The following is a 19636-nucleotide window of genomic DNA, read 5'->3' as shown; positions in this document are numbered from 1 at the left end:
AGCTTTTTTGTTAGAGGATTCCATGTCTATTATTATGATTGCCTATGTAAATTAAATCTAGAAAAAATGAAAAGAACGCTTGGAATCCTAGCCATGGGGATAGTCGTGGCGAGCATTTCTTTTGCGCAGGAAAAAGAGACCTGGGTCTCATTGGATGGCAAAAGCCCGGAGGGGAGTCCTCTCCGTATTGAAGTAGTCGAAGCCTCGGAAGGGGAGACGGTATTTGAGTATCAGATTCCCGGCTTCTATCAGACTACGGTGAATTTTGGGGAGGAGGAGTTCACCTCCATTCGTTTTGTGGAGCCGGAGTTGGGGGGGCTGGGTTTTCCTCGTGAGCCCGGTGGCCCCGGGTGGTGGTCCTTTGCCGAGGAGAGCAAGGAGGAGGCCTCGGTAGGAGAGCGCTTTCGCAAGGCTTTTCAAATTGCCATGCCCCAGGAGGGAATTCCGGAAAAAATCGGTCGGGAGGGCATTCAGGATCTGGCCAGTTTACTCAAGGCCGGGGTCTCGCCCGCTGGCGCTCGTCCGGGCATTCCGCGTTTGCAGGGTCTGGCCTCCGTTCATCCCGGCTCAGCGGCCAAACACCTCGAGCTCAATGGTGAGCCTCTGGAGGGACGGCGGGTGAAGTTGTCCGCTCCTCTCGCGCCGGCCGGATATTCTGGCCTCGATCAAGAGGACAAGGGGCCCTTTGGCTTTCTCGCGCCCCAGTTCATTGACCGGGCTTACTACGAGAAACCAAGCGACTCGCCCCAACCTCAGATCGAACTGCTGGGGAATGCGGGTCAGTTCGCAGCGGCCCAGCTCAGCTGGCCCCTGGTGGAGTATCTCAATCCTGGCGAAATCGAAGTGGTTTGGCGAGGTCGCATCTACCTCAAGCATCTAGCGGGCCCCATTCAGTATGAATGCCCCTACGGCTGGGACCACTGGCTCTTCAAGCTGCCCTTCATCAACGGCGAGGCGATCCGCGAAGCCATGACGGCCAAGGGGATCAAGATCGAGTCCTCCCGCTCCGCCCGTTATCTCATCCTGACTCCCCGTGGCTATCGCGACGAGTTGGATGAATTTGCCCGGTGGAAGAATAGCAAGGGCCTGTCGGTGGACTTTGCTTACGTCGGCTCCGGGGTAGGGGATGATGTGGCCGCCAATCGCGGCAGCATCGATGCCTATCTGGAAGAATACTTCAAAAAGCACTACTGCCACGGGGTTTATGTCCTCCTAGTGGGAGATGTGGATACCATTCCCAGCGGGCGATCCAGCCATGTGACGGCGGGACCCGACTTCGCGAGCACGGACTCCGACCACGTGTATGAAGTCCTCGGCAACGACGTTTTTCCCAGTCTCTATGTCGGGCGCTTGTCCGTGGACAATGAAGAGGAGCTGCTGGTGCAACTGGCCAAAATCCTCTCTTACGAACGCAATCCGGTGAGTGGGGACTGGCCCACCCGGGCCTTGCTGGCCGCCAATAGCCAGAATAGCAATGGCAATTACGGAGTCGATCCGACCCATCCCTCGAAGTATGCGGCGGCGGTCAATGAGATCGCGGGCTATGGCTCTTACAGCAATCCTCCCGCTTTCGAGGTTCTGCACGCCGGGGCGGCGAATAGTAGCACCTATCGAGCGGTCAATCAGGATGTCATTGATTCCATCGACGAAGGGGTGGGCCATGTGCTCTACCGCGGTCATGGTGGCCAGAGCAGCTGGGTCGCGGGCTGGGATGGGTCGAGTAGCTACGGTAATTCCTTTGATCGCTTCAATGATTTGCCGGCGTTGGATAACAACGCTTTCCCGATCGTTTACTCCATTTCCTGCCAAAATGGTCTCCTGCGGGCCAATGATTCCATTGCGGAAGATTGGATGAACCTCGCGGACACGGGAGCGGTGGCCCACTTTGGGGCGGCAGCAAACTCCTACACCAGTGAGAACCATGAGCGGGCCAAGGGCATTTTCCGGGCGATTTATGAGAGCGGCTTCACCCGTCTCGGGCCGGCCCTCGCGCAGGCGGAATTGCTGTCCTACAATTCGACTGGGGGGGGCTCTTCCTGGAAGAGTAACACTTTCTGTTACAACTTGCTCGGTGACCCGGAGCTTACCATTCGCAAGCGCCGTGTCTCCATCCCAAGCTGGCAGGGGACGCTGGTGTTCGAGAACCCCTACCAACCGCGGGTTCAAGTGAGCGCTTCGGGAGGCTCATTGAGCGGTTATCTCGTCTCTCTCAAATTGAAAAATGGCGATACCTTGACCGGGGTGACCGATGGCAATGGGGAGGTCCCCTTCAAAGTGGCGGATCCTGCGCTGATTCTGAACTACAGCATCACCGGGCCTGACGGGAGCAAGGAATTCCAGCCTGAGCTGCCGGCTCCGACCCGCGAGTGGTGCCCGCTGGTGGCGGAGAGCCCGGAAGGCACGCCCATCACCGTGGAGATCTGCTCCTGCTCGGAGAACGAGACGGAAATCGAGCTGCGCGTGGCGGGCTTTTGGAAAATCAAAGTGACCTATGGCGACCGGGAATTCACCCGCATCGAATTGCCGGAGGTGGTCACCTTGGGCGAGGGCTTGCCGGAGTTGGAAGACCTTGATGCCGCCACCAATCTCATTGGATTGCGGGGCTTATTGGGTGAGAAGGGATTGTTGGCTGATCGGGAGCAACTCCTGCCCAAGAATCAACGCGGTTGGTTCAACTTCCCGGTCGAAGATCCGGCTGCCGAGCTGTCTAAAACGAAGTATATGCTCAATCTGCGCACGGGAGCGCCGCGTCCGGTCTTTCCGGAGCAGGCGGTGGGGCAGATGCCCCGGAATGGTGAGGAGATGCTCAAGCTCGGGATTGATCCCCGGGGAGCGCGCCCGGGCATCCCGCATGTGCGCGGTCTCATCGCGGCGGCGGTGGGAGCCAAGGTCGGACAAGAACTGCGCCTGGAGACCATCGAGGAATCCCTGCGCGATTTCCCCGAGGAACCGATCCTGGTCCCCGGGGGCTTCCAGGGCTCGGACCAAGAGGCCCATACCGGCTACCGGGCCCCGGAGCTGGTGGACGAGGCCTTCCTCGCCAATTTGAAGGAGCCCTATCGAGGGGACTTCGTGGGCCTGACCCAGCCCGAGCGCATGGGCGGCTTCGAGGGATGTGAGTTCCAAATCCCGCTCTGCGAAGTCGGCGGCCAGCCCGGCTTCCGGGTGGTGGAGCGCGCTCGCTTCCGCATCGTGCATCCCATCAATCTCGGCAAAGCCCGCGATTGCATCCCCTATGATGTCTGGGTCAATAAGCCGGCATTCTTGAACGGCGCCTCCCTCTTGGCCAAGGCCAACCGCTTGCGCATCCCGGTGGTGAGCATCCGCAGTGCCCGCTACCTCATCCTCACTCCCCGCGAGTATGTGGATGACTTGGCGGACTTCATTGCCTGGAAGCGGCAGAAGGGGCTCACCGTGGACGTTGCGACGGTCGGCACGAGTCCGCTCGATCCGATCGGCAAGGATTGGGAGGAAGTGGACGAATACATCGAGAACTACTACCACCGTAACTACTGCCACGGGGTCTATGTCCTGCTAGTCGGCGATACCGAGGTCATTCCATCAGGTCGTTCCGACTACATCGATGCCGGTCCTGACTTCGCTGCCAATGGTGCTTCTGACCATGTTTACGAAGTCATCGGGGACAACAAGTTCGCTTCTCTCTACGTGGGCCGTCTCTCAGTGGACTACGATGATGCGGCGGATTTGGAAAACCAGTTGGGCAAAATCCTCGCTTACGAGCGCAATCCGGCTTTCGGGGCCTGGCCTCTGCGGGCGACCATTGCGGCCAATAGCGAGAATGACAACGGCACCCGGGGAGTGAGTGCCGCCTTCCCCTCGAAGTATGCCCGGGCGGCCAACCAGATTGTGGACTATCCCGACTACGATCTGCAGCCGACCTTCAACCTCCTCCATGCCGGGGCCTCCAGTGCGAGTGACCCGAGGGCGACCAATCAGGATTTGATCAATGCCATCAACTCCGGCACCGGTCATGTCCTTTACCGCGGCCATGGCAATACCAGCGAGATGATCGCGGGCTGGGATGGCACCAGTTCCTGGGGCAATTCCTTTGAAGCGAGTGAGCTGGCCTCCCTGACCAATGGGGCCTTCCCCATTTGCTACAGCATTGCCTGCCAAAACAACCGCATCGGTCAGTCAGATTGTCTCGGGGAAGAGTTCATGAGCCTGGAAGACGCCGGCGCGGTGGCCTTCTGGAGTGCGAGTGTCAATTCATACACTTCCGAGAACCACGAGCGGGCCAAGGGTGTTTTCCGGGCCATCTTCGAGAATGGTTTCAACCGCCTCGGGCCTGCCTTGGCGGAAGCCGAGCGCCTCTCTTCGCTGAACTACGGCATCGATGGTTGCTGGGACAACAACACCTTCTGCTATCTCTTGCTGGGTGATCCCGAGCTCACCATCCGCAAGGCTGCGGTGGGGCTCAATCCCCGCTTCGTCTACAATGGCGACTTGTTCAATGTTGGAGGAGGTCGCGAGTTGGTGGTGCGGGATACCCTTGAAAATGCAGCCAAAGGTCTGCGCGTCAATCTCGTCTTCGAGGACGGCAGCAGCTTCAGCGGCCTCACCGATGATGAGGGCAAGCTGATGCTGGAGACGGATCCGGTCCTGCAGGTGGCGCAAATGGTCGTGCTTGATGGGGAAGATCTTCCTCAGAATATCGAGACTGTGGTGACGCCGTCGCCCCTCATCTACCTGAGCAATCAGACCGTGCCCGAAGGGCCCGGGAATGGCACCGTCGTCGGCACCTTCACCGCCCATTGGGAGGGAGTCGGACCTGTGGAATCCATTGTGCTGGCAGGAGGAACCGGCTCCGAAGACAATAACCAGTTCGGGATTGTCGCGGGTGACCTGGTCTTCAATGGCCTGGCGGATCATGAGATTCGGAGCGAATACTCGATCCGCTACCGGGTGACCTTCCCTGGCGAGTCTCCCATCGAAAAAGTGGCGGTCATTTCCGTTCTTGATGACCGTTCGGAAGACGCCGATGGCGATGGCTTGACCGAATTGCAGGAAGAGGAAACCTATGGCACCAGCGATAACGACCCGGATAGCGATGGTGACTCCCTCGATGATGGCACCGAGGTCGGGCTTCTGGCCCTGGGGCTCGACCCGATGGTCGACGACTCCAGCCGTATCGCGCTTCTGAGGGAGAGTGGTTTCTTCACCAAAGGTGATCTCGAAACGGTCACTCCGGGGCAACTCGTTATTGAGAAATCTGGCAGCGGCTTTGCCATGGGTCTGCAGATGGAGCGCTGGAATGAGTTGCTCTTGCAATGGGACAAGGCGGGCACCGAGGTGGAGTGGACCTACACTCCACCGGCGGAGGAGAACAAGGCTCTCCTGCGCGTGGTGCCCAAGGAAGCGGCTGAGGACTAACCACAATCCCGCCCCTCCTGCTTTTTTCTCCCAAATCCCCGTCTGGACCGCCGGACGGGGATTTTTTTTGGCTTGTTGAACCGGGTTACCCGATTGAGTGGGATTCTCCTGAAACATTCCCTCCGCCCGCTGCGTCGCTTGTAGAGATGAATCGTCGTCAGTTACTCAAAAGAGGTGCCTTTCTGGGAACGGGTGCCGCCCTTGCTCCCTTCGCCCAAGCGGTGGGGGCCAACGATCAACTCCGCGTCGCGGTGATCGGCATTCGCTCGCGCGGCCGCAGCCATCTGCAAGCGGTCTTGAAGAGTCCTCACGCCCGCCTGGTTGCGGTCTGTGATGTCGATCCGGCCGTTTTGGCCAAGGAAGTGGCGGCCTTGAAAAAGGACCACTCCTTGCCCCAGCTGCGCACTTTCAGCGACTACCGCAAGGTCTGCGAGGACAAAGAGATCGATGCGGTCATGATCGCCACGCCCAATCACACCCATGCCCTCATCGCCATCACGGCTGCCGCCCAAGGCAAACATGTCTACGTTGAGAAACCGGTCTCCCACAACGTGCACGAAGGGCGCATTCTGGCGGCCGCCCAAAAGAAATTCGGCGTCCTCATTGCCCATGGCTTTCAACACCGCAGCAATTCCGCCTGGGGTGAGATGTTTGCTTGGCTCCGGGAGGAGAAGGCTCTCGGCACCCTCACCCTCGCCCGCGGTTTTTGCTACAAGCCCCGCAAATCGATTGGGAAGGTCAGTCAGCCCCAGACTCCGCCCCAGGGTCTGGACTATAGCCTTTGGTTGGGGCCCCGTGCGGAAGAGCCGGTGCGGCGGCAGCAGTTTCACTATGACTGGCATTGGCAAAGCCCTTACGGAAATGGCGACCTGGGCAATCAGGGACCGCACCAGCTCGATATTTGCCGCTGGGCCATCGGAGATCCGGCGGCCTTGCCCCGCCAGCTCTTTTCCATCGGCGGGCGTTTGGCCCATACCGATGATGGCGACGTGCCCAATACCCAGATCGTTTATTACGATACTGAGCCCGCCCCCATTCTCTTCGAGGTGCGTGGCCTCCCGCAGAAAGGGCTCGATTACGAAGCGGGCATGGACCGGTATCGCGGCCTGAGCATTGGCAATGTGCTGGAGTATGAAGGCGGATATGTCACCGGGGATCATCATCCCACCTGTGTGGCTTACGACCGGGATGGCAAGGAGTTGAAGCGCTTCCAGCAGCGGGGCGATGCCTTTGGTGAGTTCATCGAAGCCGCCGTGGGTCGGAAGAAACAGCTTTCCATGCAGAATGCCGAGTCTGGCCATCTCAGTTCCGCAATGGCCCATTTGGGCAATCACTCTCTGGCCTTGGGCAAGCAGCAGTCTGCGGAGAAAATTGCCGCAAGCTTGGACAGCCCCCTTGTGCAGGAATCCTTTCAACGGATGCGTGAGCATCTCCTCGCCAACGGTTTGGGAGAAGCCTCTCTCGGTCGGGGCGTCCCTCTCGGAGTGGATGCGGACGAGAATTTCTTGGGAGACTTCGCTGCTCAAGCCAAGGAGCTCGACCAGGAGAGCTATCGGGAGGAGTTCGCTTTGCCGAAGGTTTCCTAACTGGCCCCCCTTGAGGAAGAGAGCTGGGGAGAAAATTCACAAAAAAGCCACCTTCTCTCCGGGAGAAGGCGGCTTGGGTGAATGAGTGAAGGCCGGGCCTTAGCGACGACGACGCAAGAGGGCCAGTAGGCTCAAGCCGCCTAGCAGAGCAGTGGAGGGCTCAGGAATCACGGTGAGGCTACCCGTGCTCTCGTCAAAGACATAATCCCCGGAAGTCCAGGTGTCGTCACCATTGTCGGTGAACCCGGCAACGGTGAAGGTGCTGCCGTAGGTCGCGCTTCCCGCCGTGACCAGATTCCAAGTGTCGCCCGGGGTTGAGCTAGCACCACTGAGGTCGAGGGCAAAGTCGCCATTGAAGTTCACGGTGCCAACTCCCGAGATGGCATTGTTTGTGCCCGCGCTGCCGATGAGAAAATTGAAAACGGCATCGTCGGCGAAGGTGAGCCGAGCGCGGCCATTGTCGCTTCCATTGAGAACGATGTTGCCATTGTAGGTGCTGGCATCGCTTGAAAAGGTGATGATCCGGGAGGCTCCTGCACTGCCACTGTCAATAATCACGATTTGCGAGTCTCCATTGATGGGTGAGGCAATGGTCATTCCTCCCTGAGTGGCCAAACCCATGCCGTTGGCTCCCACCGTCAAACTATTGCCGCTGTAGGTGAAGCTATCGGTATCACCTTGACCGTGTCGCAGCTGGCCGCCATCAACGGTCAGGTTGTCGATGGTAATGACGCCCCCGGTTCCGGAGCCTTTCCACATGATCGCCTCATTGTTCGCGCCAGTGAATGTGCCCGCTCCGGTCACGGTCAGGGAGTCTCCGGCAAAGGTCCCGGAAGTGGGCGTGCGCAGGAGAAAGCCGCCCGTGAAGTAGTCATTGCCAGCCGAAGGAGCTGCCGCGTTATCCCAATTGCCGGCTCCACCAAAGGAATAAGGTTCTGGATCGGTAAGCGCATCGCTAGCAGTCAGGGTGACGTCTACGGCTTGCACCGCCAGCGGGCAAGCGCAGGCGGTGGTCCAGAGAAGGAGTGTTTTGGATTTCATGAAATGAAGTTGGATTTTTATTGGTTGTTCGCGAAAGAATTTTCCCAAAAGAGAGAACCCTTCAAAGGAGGGATGACGATTTTCGGCAGAACCTTAGCAAAAAAAACGAACTTTTTTCGTCAAAGGCCCTTCGATTTGCTTCACTGGCCTTGTGAGTCGGCAAAAAGAAGCAGAACGATACGTCCAGGCCCAATTTGTCTGCCATCAGGATGTGCTGAAGGGCTTTCTCTCTTCGCTTGAGCGCGACTCCCATTTTGTGGAAGACCTCCTGCAGGAAACGTACTTAACCGTTTCGCGCAAAGCTCTGGATTTTCGCCCCGGCAGTAGTTTTCCCAAATGGGCGTGTGCCATTGCGCGCTACAAGTGGCTTGAGCTGCGAAGGCGAGAGGCCCGGTTGCCCTTGCTCTACACCGACGAGGCCGTCGAGCAATGTATCGTGGATCACTTTGAGGGTGTGGGCGACGGCCGCGTGCAGCTCTTGGAAAGCTGTATCGAGAAGCTTCCGGCGACGATGAAGCGCCTGGTGGAGCTCACCTATGGACAAGGCCTGAAACCTGCCGAAAGCGCCCGGGAGCTGGGGTGGAATCCGCCATCCGTCCATGTGGCCCTTTCCCGCGTCCGGGCCTCCCTCCGCAATTGTGTGAATGGCAAGCTGGGCGCTGGGCAAGAGGAATGAAAGGAGGAGAAGCTGCAGGCTCAGCTCGCCGGCAGAAACTTGCGCAATTGCTCATTGAGAGCCTGCTGATAGGCGGGACCGTCGTGATAGCGGGGCGGCAGGGTCTCCAGACGGCTGTTGGGCAGGGCCCCGGCGATGGCGCGGGAGACTTCTTGCGGGTGGAGTTCGTCCCGGGTGGTATCCAGCACCAATGCGGGCTGGGTCAGCCGGGACAGCTCTGCCAAGTCGGCGAAGGGGCGGCTCTGCCACATCTTGAAGAGGACTTGCGTGCTGGCGGCATCCTTCGGCCGGTCGAGGAGCGCGGTGAGGGACTCTGCCACGGGCATGTTCTTCTCGACGAGCTCTTGGTAGTCGGGATGAAAGGCCAGTTGGGCGGTCGCCTTTTCCTCTCCCTGCTCATGCAGCCATTGGCCGACGCGAGCAACGAGTGAGAGGTGGGCAGGCTCCAGCTGGTCGAGCCAGGAGGGGCGGAGGAGAATGAGCTTTTTGACTCGCTCGGGGTAGCGGAGGGCGAGGTTGAGAGTGATCCCCGAGCCCATGGACAATCCCCCCAGATCGACACTGGCCAAGTCCAGGGCGTCCATCAGGGCGATGACTTGATCGGCAAAGTAGTCGAAGCCGAACTGCGCTGGATCGTAGTCCAGCGAATCGCCATGACCGGGCAAATCGGGAGCAATGACGAAATGGTCGGGCAGCCCGGTGAGGGCGGATGTGGTCTGGCGGCTGGAGGCACCCAGACCGTGCAGAAAGATGAGGGGCGTTTGATCGGGGGAACCGACGGTGGCGTAGGCGAGTGGCATGATGAGTCAGGAAATAACGGTCTCACTCCCTTTCGGAAAGGGATTTTTCCCGCTCGCTCTCCTCGAGATGGGCGCGAAAATCCTGTGCAATGAGCACCAGGCCGAAGAGGAGGGCAGCAGTGGAAAGAATTTGGCCGAAATCGAGGACCAGCCAGAAGAGCGTTTCGAAATTGGGTCCGATGATGACCCCTTGCGTTAGGCGATCGTTCAGGAGCGAGTAGGTGGGAAGGAGGAGTAGGAGGAGGCTGTTGAAAATGCTGCCCCAGAGGACAAAGAGGGGGCCAGGGCTGCGGGTGCGTCCTTTGAGCAGCCAGCCCCCGTAAAACCCCAGCCCGTTCAGAAAGAGATAAACGAGCGGGCTGAGGTAGTTGAAATAGGGGATATAGAATTCGAAGAGGTCAAACATGGCAGCCTGGCGATGAGTGGGGATAATCCGCGCAGGGAAGTCCAGCACGTTTGCCTGACAGGGGGGGTTACTCGGGCTGCAATTCCTTGATGCGGATATTGCGATAGAGAAGCTCGGCCCACTCCGCTTGCAGACCGATGCGGCCTTTTTCCAAGGGGACGCGCTCTCCGGCTTCATTCTTTTGGGTAAAGTTGAAGGTCTCCAGAACGACCTCGCCGTTTAGGATGAAGGTGGCCTTCTCGCTGCCATGGACGTGGATTTCCATCTCGTTCCATTCGCCTTTGGGCTTTTCCTTGCCCAGGCGGGTGAGGACGTGTTTGCCGGTTTTCTTTTCGGCCTCGGGATCATAGGCCCCGTCTTTCACGGGGGTGTCGGTGCGCAAGTCTTTGCCCAAGACGAAGAGGTCGCCGGTGTGGAAGCGGCCCGCCGAGCCCCGGGCATTGGGCTTGTCGCCAGGGGATTCGCCAATCTGCATCTCCAGGCACAAGGGCCAGACTTGGGTGAGGTCGCCATGGACATGGAAGAGTAGGCCGGCATCGCGGTCCCAATCCGTGCGGGGGGCGAAGCGATCCTCCAGCCACTTGTATTCCAGCTTCAGGATGAAGTGGCTGAATTCGGTATTGGTATTCAGGCAATCGCTGCGCTGCTCGGAGTTGGCTGCCGCGTCGGCATAGACGTGGATGGCCTTCTCCTCTTCATTGACGGAGAAGGGACCCCAGTCCCCATCGCCGGTGCTGTGGGCGCTGGTCCAGCCTTGCAAGCTCTTGCCATCGAAGAGAGGGGTGAAGCCCTCTTCAGCAGAGAGGGAGAGCGACGAGAAAAAAGCGACGGCCAATAGGGAGGAAAAGGAATTTTTCATCACACGCCCTACCTTGGCCTCGGCGGGCTTCTTTCAGCAGTCAACAGGGCGAGCGCATGTTTCGCAGCGTGAATCTTTCCGGGCGCGCGGGAGGGGGCGGTATCGGCTGGTTTGCCCGGCCTTGTCTCAGTCCAGTTTGGGACCAATTCGGGGTGGTTTGGGCTTGTTGTCCGGTTTGCGGGGAGGGGGCTCTTCGAGGCGATTGACTTCGATTTCGTCGAGGCGCTGGCGGTAGCGATCCCAGGTGTGGATCTCCCAACCGGCGGGCACGTCGGCGGCATCGGCCAGCTTGCGGGCGAGCAGGTAAGTGTTGAAGCTGTCGGGGTTGACGCGGAAAAGGAGGACGTTGTCTTTGTCGCGGGCGAGAATCTTGAGAATGTTGGCAAAGGGATTGTTGGGCTGGCTGAGGAGCTCCTGGGGGGTGCCTCCCTCCTCCGCATCGGGAATGATGTCGAGGAAGAGCCGCGTTTGGGTGGGGGTGTGCGCGATTTCCACCGTCTGGTTGCGTCCGTTGGGGAAGTCGAAGCCTTGGAAGGCCTCGCGCACCTTCTCGTGGTCGTAGATGTAGCGGTCGGCCCCCCGTTGCCGCACGCGCTCGCGGATCCAGTCCTTGCGGTTCTCCTCGACCACTTCGTAGAATGTTTCCATCGGGGTGAAGGGGTCGATGAAGTGGACCCGCTCCTTCATGACCAGCGCATAATACACCTTGGCGTTGTTGGGGATCTCGCGGCTGTCGGGGATGGTGACCTCGGTGGGCGGTTCCGCCGCCAGCACGGGCGTTTCGTCCAGCTGGGCCTCCAGGCGGGCAATGTCTTCCTGCAGGGTGGAGGTCTCTGCCTGCTCGGCATCGCGTTTGGCGCGCGCCGCTTCCTCGAGTTTTTTGAGCTCGTCGAGTTTGGCCAAGAGACTTTCATCAAGCTGGGCATCCTTTTCCAACAGGGCCAGTTTGCGCTTCTCTTCTTCGAGTTGTTCTGGGCTGGGCGCTTCTTCCTCCAGTTTTTCCTCCCGCGTCTTCTTCTCTTCCTGCAATTTCGCCAATTCCTCGCGGGAGGCCTGCACCTCTTCGGGAGTGGCCGGTTGCAGGTTGTCGAAGAATTCCTGCACCTTGTTGGTGACCTCGGTCTGGACGAGGATGAGGACGAGAATGAGCACCGCCACCACATTGGTGAGGGCGTCCATCAGGGAGTCGAGGTTCACTCCCTCTTCGTTGGATTTGCTGCGACGGGCCATGACTTATTGCTCGAATAGGGAGAGATCGATCTCCCCGTCTTTCGGCACGGGGAGTTTGCCGGTGCGGACTTCGAATTGTTGCTCGGCATGACCCGCAGCCCAGAGGTAGGCCTCGTTGCCAGCCTTGCGCACGAGAAAGAGAACCATGGAGTCGCGCGTCCGCTTCACTTCCTCCAAAAAGTCTCCGTATTGGTCATTGTTGGGGATGGCCGCCGTGGAGACCGTGATCTCAGGTTGGTCCTCGCGCCGCAGCACGATGCCGGTGGAGTTGCATTCCACGAAGAAAACATGGCGGGCGGTGCGCGAGCCCACTCCGCCGGGCCGGATGATCACCTTTTCGTTCGGCTTGGGCGGGATCTTGCGTTTTTCGATCTCGGCCAAGAGCTCTTTCTTGCGCTTCTCCAGGGTCGGTTGCTCCCGCTCCAGCGCGCGGATTTCCTGGCGGAGATTCTCGAGGATTTTCTGCAGCGCGGCATCGCTTTCCTCCGGGTTCTCCGCCTTGGCCAGCTCCTCGATTCGCTCCTGCAGGACGATGCTTCGTTCCTTCAGTTTTTCCAGCTCGATGGTGGCCGCTTTCTCCTTTTGCAGTCTCTCCTCCAGCTTGGCCAGCTCCTTTTTGACGGCCTCGGCCTGCTTCTTGAGCTTCAGATTCTCCTTGGCCCGGTCGAGCTCCTCCTGCGTGATGTTGTCGCGCTCGTTCTCCTTGATGATCATGTTGACACTGATCAGGAGGGTGAGCACCCCGATGAGACAGGCGAGGATGCTCATGAAGGGAAAGAGGGAGACTCCTCCTTCATCACTCTGGCGGCGGCGGGGCATGGCGGGGGAGGGGGGATTTATTTGCTGAAGAGGCCTTTCTTCTTCTTGGCTTCACCGGGGAGGCCGTCTTTGCCAAGCTCGCGCAGGGCCTGATTGATGTGGTCAATGCCGGTGGCGATGCGCTTGAAGGTCTGGTCCAGCTCGGTATGCGATCGCAGGAAGAGTTCGCTGCTCGTCTGGGTGAGCTTGTCGGAGGCTTGCACCAGGTTGCCCTCTAGCACTTCGGAGGTCTGGCGCATCTGTCGGGTGGATTCATTGAGATTCTCCAGAAAGGTCTCGTGGGCCCGCGCCAGGGAGCCCACCAGCTCGGGCAGGCTGTCGGCCTGCTGGAGGATCTCCTCGTTGCTGGAGGCCTTGCTGTCGTTGAGCTTGGGCAGGAGCTTCTCGGTGCAGACGGCGTCAATGATGGTGAGGGTTTCGTCCTCCTTCTTCATCACTGCCGCGAGGGGGAAGTTGAGCAGGAGGGAAAGGATGAGACCCAGCAAAGTGGTGTCGAAGGCCGTGCCCAGACCTCCGGTGAGGTTGTTGATGGCATTCTTCAGCGCCTCCGGATCTCCGCTGGCATCGCCCATGTCGAGCGCGCCCACCGCCGTGGAAAGGCCCATCACGGTGCCGATGAAACCGAGGATGGGGATGGCCCAGAGAAAGACCCTCAGCAGGGAGTAGGACCCGGTGGAGCGGTTGGCATCGAGGTGGGACTGCGTTTCCAAAAAAGCCGCCACCTCGGCATTGTCATTGCGGATTTCAAAGAGTTCCAGAGCCTTGCGAATACGGTTGACGATGATGCTGTCGCGCAGGGTGAGTGGAATCTTGTAAATATTATCGATGAAGGCCCCCACATTGCCCGAGTGGATCTCCTTGCCGAGATGTGCGGGAAAGAGGCTCAGGATGGCTGCCCGCTCCTGGCGACGGTTCTTGCGCACCTTGAGGAGGAGCATCGCCAAGCCCCAGAAGAAGAGAAAGGTCTCCGCATAGTTCACCCAGCCGCGATCCAGGAAAATATCGCCCAGGCGGGTGCCGAGGAAGGGAAACATGAGGGCCAGAAAAAGCACCGTCGCCACCGCCCCGATGCCGAGACTTTTCAGGAAGTCGGCATTGGCATGGTCCTTCTCCGCCCAGCCCAGGCGCTCCGGCTTGCCCGACTTGGTGGTCTGCTTGTCTTGTTGGGGGGCTTCGATGGCGAGCTTCTCCGAGCAAGCGGGGCATTGCACAGTGTGGCCGTAGTGCTCGGGAGCAACATCGAGACTGGCTTCGCAGGAGGGACAGGTGACTAACATGGACTTTTTTTCGGGGTTGGCAGCTGGCAGAAGAGCAGAGAATCAAGATCTTCGCTGCTCTTCTGAAAGAACAATGCGGTGAGGGTGTATGCCCTCTTGGACAGCATTTGTGCAAAAAAAAGACTCCCTTCATTTGCCATTCGCTTCATTTCGTCGTGACCCGTTATTGACAGTTTCGACTTGTTAGAGGACAGGCGGGCATGGATGAGCGTGTCGCGACAATGGCGGAGGCCGATGTGGTCTTGATTGGCGGGGGAGTGATGAGTGCCACCCTGGGGGTGCTGCTCCATCAGCTGGACCCCACCCTGAAAATCCAAATCGTGGAAGCCCTCGCCGAGGTGGCCAAGGAGAGCTCCAATCCCTGGAACAACGCCGGCACCGGCCACGCCGCCCTCTGTGAGCTCAACTACACCAGCCAGCAGGAGGATGGCAGCGTGGATATCAGCAAGGCGCTCAAAATCAACGAAGCCTTCGAGCAGTCCAAGCAGTTTTGGGCCTACCTCGTCACCCGGGGCATCCTGCCCCAGCCGGAGAACTTTATCCAGCCCGTCCCCCACATGAGCTTCGTGTGGGGAGAGGAGAACCAGCGCTACCTCCGTGCCCGCTATGAGCGCATGAAGGATCATCACTTTTTTGCCGAAATGGAATACAGTGAGGACCCGGCCGTGATCGCGGAATGGGCCCCCCTTCTGATGGCCGGCCGCTCTTCAGACGAGCCCGTGGCCGCCACCCGCGTGAAGTCCGGCACCGATGTCAACTTTGGCTCCCTGACGGAGACCCTCGTCGAATATCTCGATGCCCAGGACGGCATTCGCCTCGCCACCCACCACCTCGTGAAGGACTTCACCCGTCGTGGCGATGGTCGCTGGCGATTGAAGGTGCGGAATCTGGACAAGGATATCGACCGCATCATCGTCACTCCCTTCGTCTTTGTAGGTGCCGGGGGCGCCTCCCTGCCCCTCTTGCAAAAATCGCGCATTCCCGAGGGCAAGGGCTTCGGTGGCTTCCCCGTGAGCGGCCAGTTCCTCGTCTGCGACAAGCCTGAAATCGTGGAAAAACACCAGGCCAAAGTCTACGGCAAGGCTGCTGTGGGAGCCCCCCCCATGTCTGTCCCTCACCTCGACACCCGCGTCATCGACGGCAAGTGCTCTCTGCTCTTCGGCCCCTTTGCCGGCTTTTCCCCCAAATTTCTCAAAAGTGGCTCCCTGATGGACCTGCCGAGTTCGGTCAAGCTCTCCAACCTCACCCCCATGCTCGCGGTGGGGGCGCAGAACTTCGATCTCACCCGCTACCTCATCGAGCAATGCCTTCAAAAGCCCGAGGACCGAATCGCCGCGCTCAAGGAATTCTTCCCCGATGCCGAGCTCGAGAATTGGCGCCTCGTGACGGCTGGGCAGCGCGTGCAAGTCATCAAGTCCGACGACTACACCGGCGGGGTGCTGCAATTCGGCACCGAGACCATCGTAGCCCGGGACGGCTCCCTGGCTGCCCTCCTCGGAGCCTCACCCGGAGCTTCCACGGCCGTCAATATCATGCTCGAGCTCTTGGGTAAAATCTATCCCGACCGCATGGAGGAGTGGACCCCCAGGTTGCAGGAGATGGTGCCCAGCTACGGCGCGTCCCTCAAGGACGACCCCGAGCGCTACCGCGAGGTGCGTAGCCAGGCGGATGCCGCCCTCGGCCTCCCTCTCTGACAGGCCGATCAAGATCGCCCACCCTCGAATTTGCTCCGGAGCGGCAAGCAAAAGGGAGCCCCGGATAAGGTCCGGGGTTCAAAAATAGCGCGGAGACGAAGCTGCAAGCGGATGATGGCTTTCCGGCACACCCCACTCGCGTCGCGATCGAAAAACTGCCGTCGCAGAACCCGAGACCAAGTCCGGCTTCCCCATCGTCATGCCGCCCCAGATCGCCCTCGGGCTCTTCATCGCAGGACGGGGAGTCAGAGGGTGACCCTCCTCGCTCGCTTGAACAGTCGGACCGATTCGCTCCCAGACTCCGCATTCCGCCTGCTCACCTTATTGACAAAACCGTCACCTGCGGACAGTCGACGAAGCCCCCTTGCCGAGCTTGTATCAGGGCGAACCTCAGCAAAGGTCCGTCTCGAATATGAATTCGCCCATCTTTTTCCTTATCTCCATGGTTGGCTGCTTGGCTTTTTGCTGCTGGCACAATGATCGCTTCCCTCTCCGCTCAAACGGATTCCGATCATGATGGCATTCCCGATAACTGGGAAACACAACACTATATGGACCCTGATGACGATTCGGATCGCTTTCTAGACTTTGATCGTGATGGTCTCAACGCCAAGGAGGAATATGACCTCTCCCAATTGACCGGTGTTGCCAGCGATGGTCCTTTGGGCAACTGGGCGGTGGACTACATCGATCTTTCCGTTCTCGACCTTCCCGGCAACGGCTACACCCGCAAGGACATTGTCGCGATCAATGATCTCGGGCAGGTTTTGATCAATGTCCGTAAGTCCTCCACCTATCAGATTTGGCTCTATGATTCTATGAGCGGCACTTGGCAGGGTCGCACCCAGGTTAGGAACGAGACTCCCACCTACCTCGTCGCCCGGGACTTGAATAATCACGGAGTAGTGGTGGGAGAAGCCGCCACCAGCAGCATCAAAAACGGAGAACGTTTCGGTTTTGTCGTGGATTTCGGTGGGCCTCAGCAGGGAAGTTCCGTCTATCATTGGCCTGTCCCCTCTGGGATAGGCGGGTCTTCAATGGCTCACGCCGCCTCGAAGGTTCGCTTTCTCAATGGCATCAATGATTGGGGCGAAATGATTGGCGAAGATGCCAATGGGGAACCCTTTCTGGTTCTTCCCGATGCGAACGCTTCCGGTGGTTACACCATTCACCGGGCTCCTTCCACTTGGTATGATCCCCAGTTCAATGCCTTGAATAACTGGAGCGAAGTGGTCGGCAACGAGGTGCGTCACACTGCCCAATCCGGATTTGAGGCCCCCCGGCAATTCTTGCTGACCCCAACTTGGCATTGGCTCACAGATTTCCCTGCCATGCGGGACGAAACATTCGACCCTGAGCCCGATGGACAGAACCCGAGCCACTTCGAGGCCTGGTATCGACCCGCTCTTCTGAATGATTGGGGAGAGTTCGCAGGGAACTATTCTCTTTATCAATACGCCGGCTCGCAATCTCCGAATAATGTCAGCCTTGATGGCACTTGGTTTTTTGATGGCATCGCCGATGTTCAGTGGAGCCACGGATATTATGATTCCCCCTTTCATAATCCGCTGCCCTTGAACTATGAAAACCAAACCAGTATCGCTCTGAATAACTGGCCTCATTTGGTGATGACCGGGGAGGAAGATGGTGACTGGGAATTTGGTTTTCGTGTCTTCCTTCGTCACCGCAGCCTCAATGTCCCTTTCTCGGCCTTTGCTCCGGTAAGGGTGAGAGGCGATTTTGAAAATAATCTTCCAGTTGCCATCAATAATCAGTCAACGATTGTGGGGTGGACGGATTATGGCGCCACTCTTTACCTTCTGCGTCTCGATCAGGATCAAGATGGAGACGGTCTTTCCGATGATTGGGAGCGCATGAATGGCACTCCTCCCAGCGACCCTCTGGAGCCAGCGCGCGACATCAACCAGCTCTACGACTTGGGATTGATCGAATATGGTGGGGGAACCGGAAGCCCGATTCGCGAGGCCCTTGATACCGATGGAGACGGCCTGCCCGACGCTTGGGAGCGCTATTACTTCCCCGGCCAGTCTTTGAGTTCGGTTTCGCCCAATTCTCCCGGGCAATCCTACAGCTATCTTTATGAGAATGGTGTCGAGCAGTTTCTTTATCAGACAACTCTTTACGAGGAATGGCTATTCGGGCTCGACCCTACACTGCTGGATAGCGATGACGATGGTCTGAATGATTTGCAAGAGTTGTTGCTCTACGGCTCGAATCCTACCGACAAAGACACCGATGGAGATGGAGCGCCCGATGCACTGGACATCGCTGAAAACGGCGGGAATCCCAACGACGCCAGCGACGCCCCTGATTTTCCGCATCTACAAATTTGGGTTGCCGATCCGGACTACTCAGATGAGTTTGTCGCTGTGACGTACACGTTCTTCCCCTCCTTCAATTTTGGAGGAAATTTTGCATCCGCTCTAAGATTGTGGTCAGAAGTCGACAGCCTCGATCTCATAAGCGAAGAAGAAGAGTCCGAAGAGTATGAAATCGATGCTTATCCTAAGAGAGATGTGAAAATTAGACTCTTTTGGTCATTAGAGTACGACTACAAAGTGCCGTTGCTGCTCGTGACTCGCACCGCTGCAGATGGGGAAGTGGTCGTATCCGCTGTGGTCACCGAATTCGTCATTCCGGCAGGGGCGTTGGAATCCAATGTCATTGAGTTGCGAGCTGAACAGAATTCGAACACGGTGAAGTTTCTCCTCCCCGTGGAGTTTGACGACATCAATGATCACGCCGACGACAGCGATGACGTGGCTGTCGTGCCATGGGATACCTCGGAGGACATCGCGAATGAGAACATCGCATGGATCGACGCCCACACGTCCGATCAGGATGCCTCGCCAAGAATGCCCCAGCTCAAGTTCAGGGTGCCGGGGCTTCCTGATGGGCTAACCATCGAGGCGAAGCTGTTTGTCGAATACGAGCGTCCATATGCCGGGAAGCAAGGCGAGGACAGGGTGAGAATTCCTTCCAATAGAAACTTCATCCAGGTCAACGGCGACACTTGGGAAATCTACAACGAGGCGGACTGGCAAACCGAATTGACCGAGCGGGGCTTCTTCGGCGGCGATGCGAAGCTGACCTATCAGATCAAACAGGGCGCGAACATAGTCGTTGGCCCCGAAGAGATTCACTTCGTGATTGGTGGGGAGAATCCGGCGGACGACAGGTGCAAGCAATACACTCAGTCGCGACCCGGTGCGCCGTGGTATGCTTACGCAATTGAGAAACACGAAAGCCAGGCCTACAACCCGGGGTTCTACAACCAATTTTGGGAGCGATCTGGCAACAGTAGTCCGATCAATGGCGGCATTAACTATGAGTTTACTTTGGGTGATCCGCTTAAGGTTCTGTCCCCCGGAGAAACTGGAGTAGGCGGAACCGGTCTGGCGCAGGTAACCGGAGCGGGTGGAAACAAGAACAATCCTGCAGCGCGCGAGATTTTTTGGAATTGGCAACGAAACGTTGATGCGTTTTTGGCGATCTTAGAGGACAAAATCCAAATCGCTGAGACATTCATGAACGATCAAACCCCGCGTAGTGGACCCGGTTCGATGCCGAATGGCCAGCGACCACAAACCACTTTCCATACGGGGCAGAATGTCCCGGTTCCTTCGCGGGATCAAGCCAAGGTAACCTTTGGTGACAACCAGGGGGAAAGGAGGCCAGAAGACGCGGTCGCAGTCAAAGCGTATAACGGAGCCAGCGCTCACTGGTGTTCATGGCGAGGGCCTGATGTTCACGAGTGGCAATGGAACGACGGTCAGAACAATTATGTCGAAAGGGTATGCGAGCAGGTAGAGGTAGAGGAGGAAGAGGAATGA

12 protein-coding genes are annotated in these 19636 nt (G+C 58.4%); 5 read left to right on the top strand and 7 right to left on the bottom strand.

Annotated features, from left to right (window positions below):
- Nucleotides 1–66 precede the first annotated feature (66 nt).
- Entirely contained in the window at nt 67–5394 is a 5328-nt protein-coding gene (locus tag JIN78_RS00405) for a C25 family cysteine peptidase (protein ID WP_200389938.1), read from the top strand.
- Between the two features lie 146 nt (nt 5395–5540).
- Nucleotides 5541–6980, top strand: a complete 1440-nt coding sequence (locus tag JIN78_RS00400; RefSeq protein WP_200389937.1) for a Gfo/Idh/MocA family protein — start codon at nt 5541–5543, stop codon at nt 6978–6980.
- 99 nt (nt 6981–7079) lie between these two features.
- Here the strand turns inward: JIN78_RS00400 and JIN78_RS00395 are convergent, their stop codons facing one another.
- Complete coding sequence (locus JIN78_RS00395) at nt 7080–8021, bottom strand: autotransporter outer membrane beta-barrel domain-containing protein (protein ID WP_200389936.1); 942 nt, start codon at nt 8019–8021, stop codon at nt 7080–7082.
- Nucleotides 8022–8172: 151 nt separating this feature from the next.
- Between JIN78_RS00395 and JIN78_RS00390 the strand changes: the two genes are divergently transcribed.
- Nucleotides 8173–8697 (top strand): sigma-70 family RNA polymerase sigma factor, encoded by a 525-nt coding sequence (locus JIN78_RS00390; RefSeq protein ID WP_200389935.1) that lies wholly within the window; start codon nt 8173–8175, stop codon nt 8695–8697.
- 20 nt (nt 8698–8717) lie between these two features.
- Here JIN78_RS00390 and JIN78_RS00385 read toward each other — a convergent pair whose 3' ends face one another.
- The 6 genes from JIN78_RS00385 to JIN78_RS00360 all read right to left on the bottom strand — a co-directional run bounded on the left by JIN78_RS00385 (nt 8718) and on the right by JIN78_RS00360 (nt 14088).
- Entirely contained in the window at nt 8718–9497 is a 780-nt protein-coding gene (locus tag JIN78_RS00385) for an alpha/beta fold hydrolase (protein WP_200389934.1), read from the bottom strand.
- Between the two features lie 22 nt (nt 9498–9519).
- Complete coding sequence (locus tag JIN78_RS00380) at nt 9520–9903, bottom strand: hypothetical protein (RefSeq protein ID WP_200389933.1); 384 nt, start codon at nt 9901–9903, stop codon at nt 9520–9522.
- A 67-nt stretch (nt 9904–9970) separates the two neighbouring features.
- On the bottom strand, nt 9971–10762 hold the full coding sequence (locus JIN78_RS00375) for a 3-keto-disaccharide hydrolase (protein WP_200389932.1): 792 nt from the start codon (nt 10760–10762) through the stop codon (nt 9971–9973).
- Nucleotides 10763–10888: 126 nt separating this feature from the next.
- Nucleotides 10889–11992: a hypothetical protein gene (locus JIN78_RS00370; protein ID WP_200389931.1), complete on the bottom strand. Its 1104-nt coding sequence runs from the start codon at nt 11990–11992 to the stop codon at nt 10889–10891.
- 3 nt (nt 11993–11995) lie between these two features.
- A complete protein-coding gene (locus JIN78_RS00365) occupies nt 11996–12811 on the bottom strand; it encodes a hypothetical protein (protein WP_200389930.1) in 816 nt (271 codons plus the stop codon).
- A 17-nt stretch (nt 12812–12828) separates the two neighbouring features.
- Nucleotides 12829–14088, bottom strand: coding sequence for a MotA/TolQ/ExbB proton channel family protein (locus JIN78_RS00360; protein ID WP_200389929.1), 1260 nt, complete (start codon nt 14086–14088; stop codon nt 12829–12831).
- A 200-nt stretch (nt 14089–14288) separates the two neighbouring features.
- Here JIN78_RS00360 and JIN78_RS00355 point away from each other — a divergent pair, with 200 nt between their 5' ends.
- The gene (locus JIN78_RS00355; protein WP_200389928.1) at nt 14289–15782 is read left to right on the top strand and encodes a malate:quinone oxidoreductase; all 1494 of its coding nucleotides are present in this window, start codon (nt 14289–14291) and stop codon (nt 15780–15782) included.
- A gap of 476 nt (nt 15783–16258) precedes the next feature.
- Nucleotides 16259–19636, top strand: a complete 3378-nt coding sequence (locus JIN78_RS00350) for a hypothetical protein (protein ID WP_200389927.1) — start codon at nt 16259–16261, stop codon at nt 19634–19636.

This window comes from Roseibacillus ishigakijimensis (assembly GCF_016595415.1).
Taxonomy (GTDB): Bacteria; Verrucomicrobiota; Verrucomicrobiia; order Verrucomicrobiales; family Akkermansiaceae; genus Roseibacillus; species Roseibacillus ishigakijimensis.
Note: the sequence above shows the minus strand (reverse complement) of the source record. Positions and strands in the feature narration are given on the sequence as shown.

Coding starts and splice junctions, on each gene's coding strand:
- JIN78_RS00375 (WP_200389932.1), bottom strand. CDS start 10,762: ATGAAAAATTCCTTTTCCTCCCTATTGGCCGTCGCTTTTTTCTCGTCG.
- JIN78_RS00365 (WP_200389930.1), bottom strand. CDS start 12,811: ATGCCCCGCCGCCGCCAGAGTGATGAAGGAGGAGTCTCCCTCTTTCCC.
- JIN78_RS00380 (WP_200389933.1), bottom strand. CDS start 9,903: ATGTTTGACCTCTTCGAATTCTATATCCCCTATTTCAACTACCTCAGC.
- JIN78_RS00400 (WP_200389937.1), top strand. CDS start 5,541: ATGAATCGTCGTCAGTTACTCAAAAGAGGTGCCTTTCTGGGAACGGGT.
- JIN78_RS00405 (WP_200389938.1), top strand. CDS start 67: ATGAAAAGAACGCTTGGAATCCTAGCCATGGGGATAGTCGTGGCGAGC.
- JIN78_RS00370 (WP_200389931.1), bottom strand. CDS start 11,992: ATGGCCCGTCGCAGCAAATCCAACGAAGAGGGAGTGAACCTCGACTCC.
- JIN78_RS00355 (WP_200389928.1), top strand. CDS start 14,289: ATGGATGAGCGTGTCGCGACAATGGCGGAGGCCGATGTGGTCTTGATT.
- JIN78_RS00350 (WP_200389927.1), top strand. CDS start 16,259: ATGATCGCTTCCCTCTCCGCTCAAACGGATTCCGATCATGATGGCATT.
- JIN78_RS00385 (WP_200389934.1), bottom strand. CDS start 9,497: ATGCCACTCGCCTACGCCACCGTCGGTTCCCCCGATCAAACGCCCCTC.
- JIN78_RS00395 (WP_200389936.1), bottom strand. CDS start 8,021: ATGAAATCCAAAACACTCCTTCTCTGGACCACCGCCTGCGCTTGCCCG.
- JIN78_RS00360 (WP_200389929.1), bottom strand. CDS start 14,088: ATGTTAGTCACCTGTCCCTCCTGCGAAGCCAGTCTCGATGTTGCTCCC.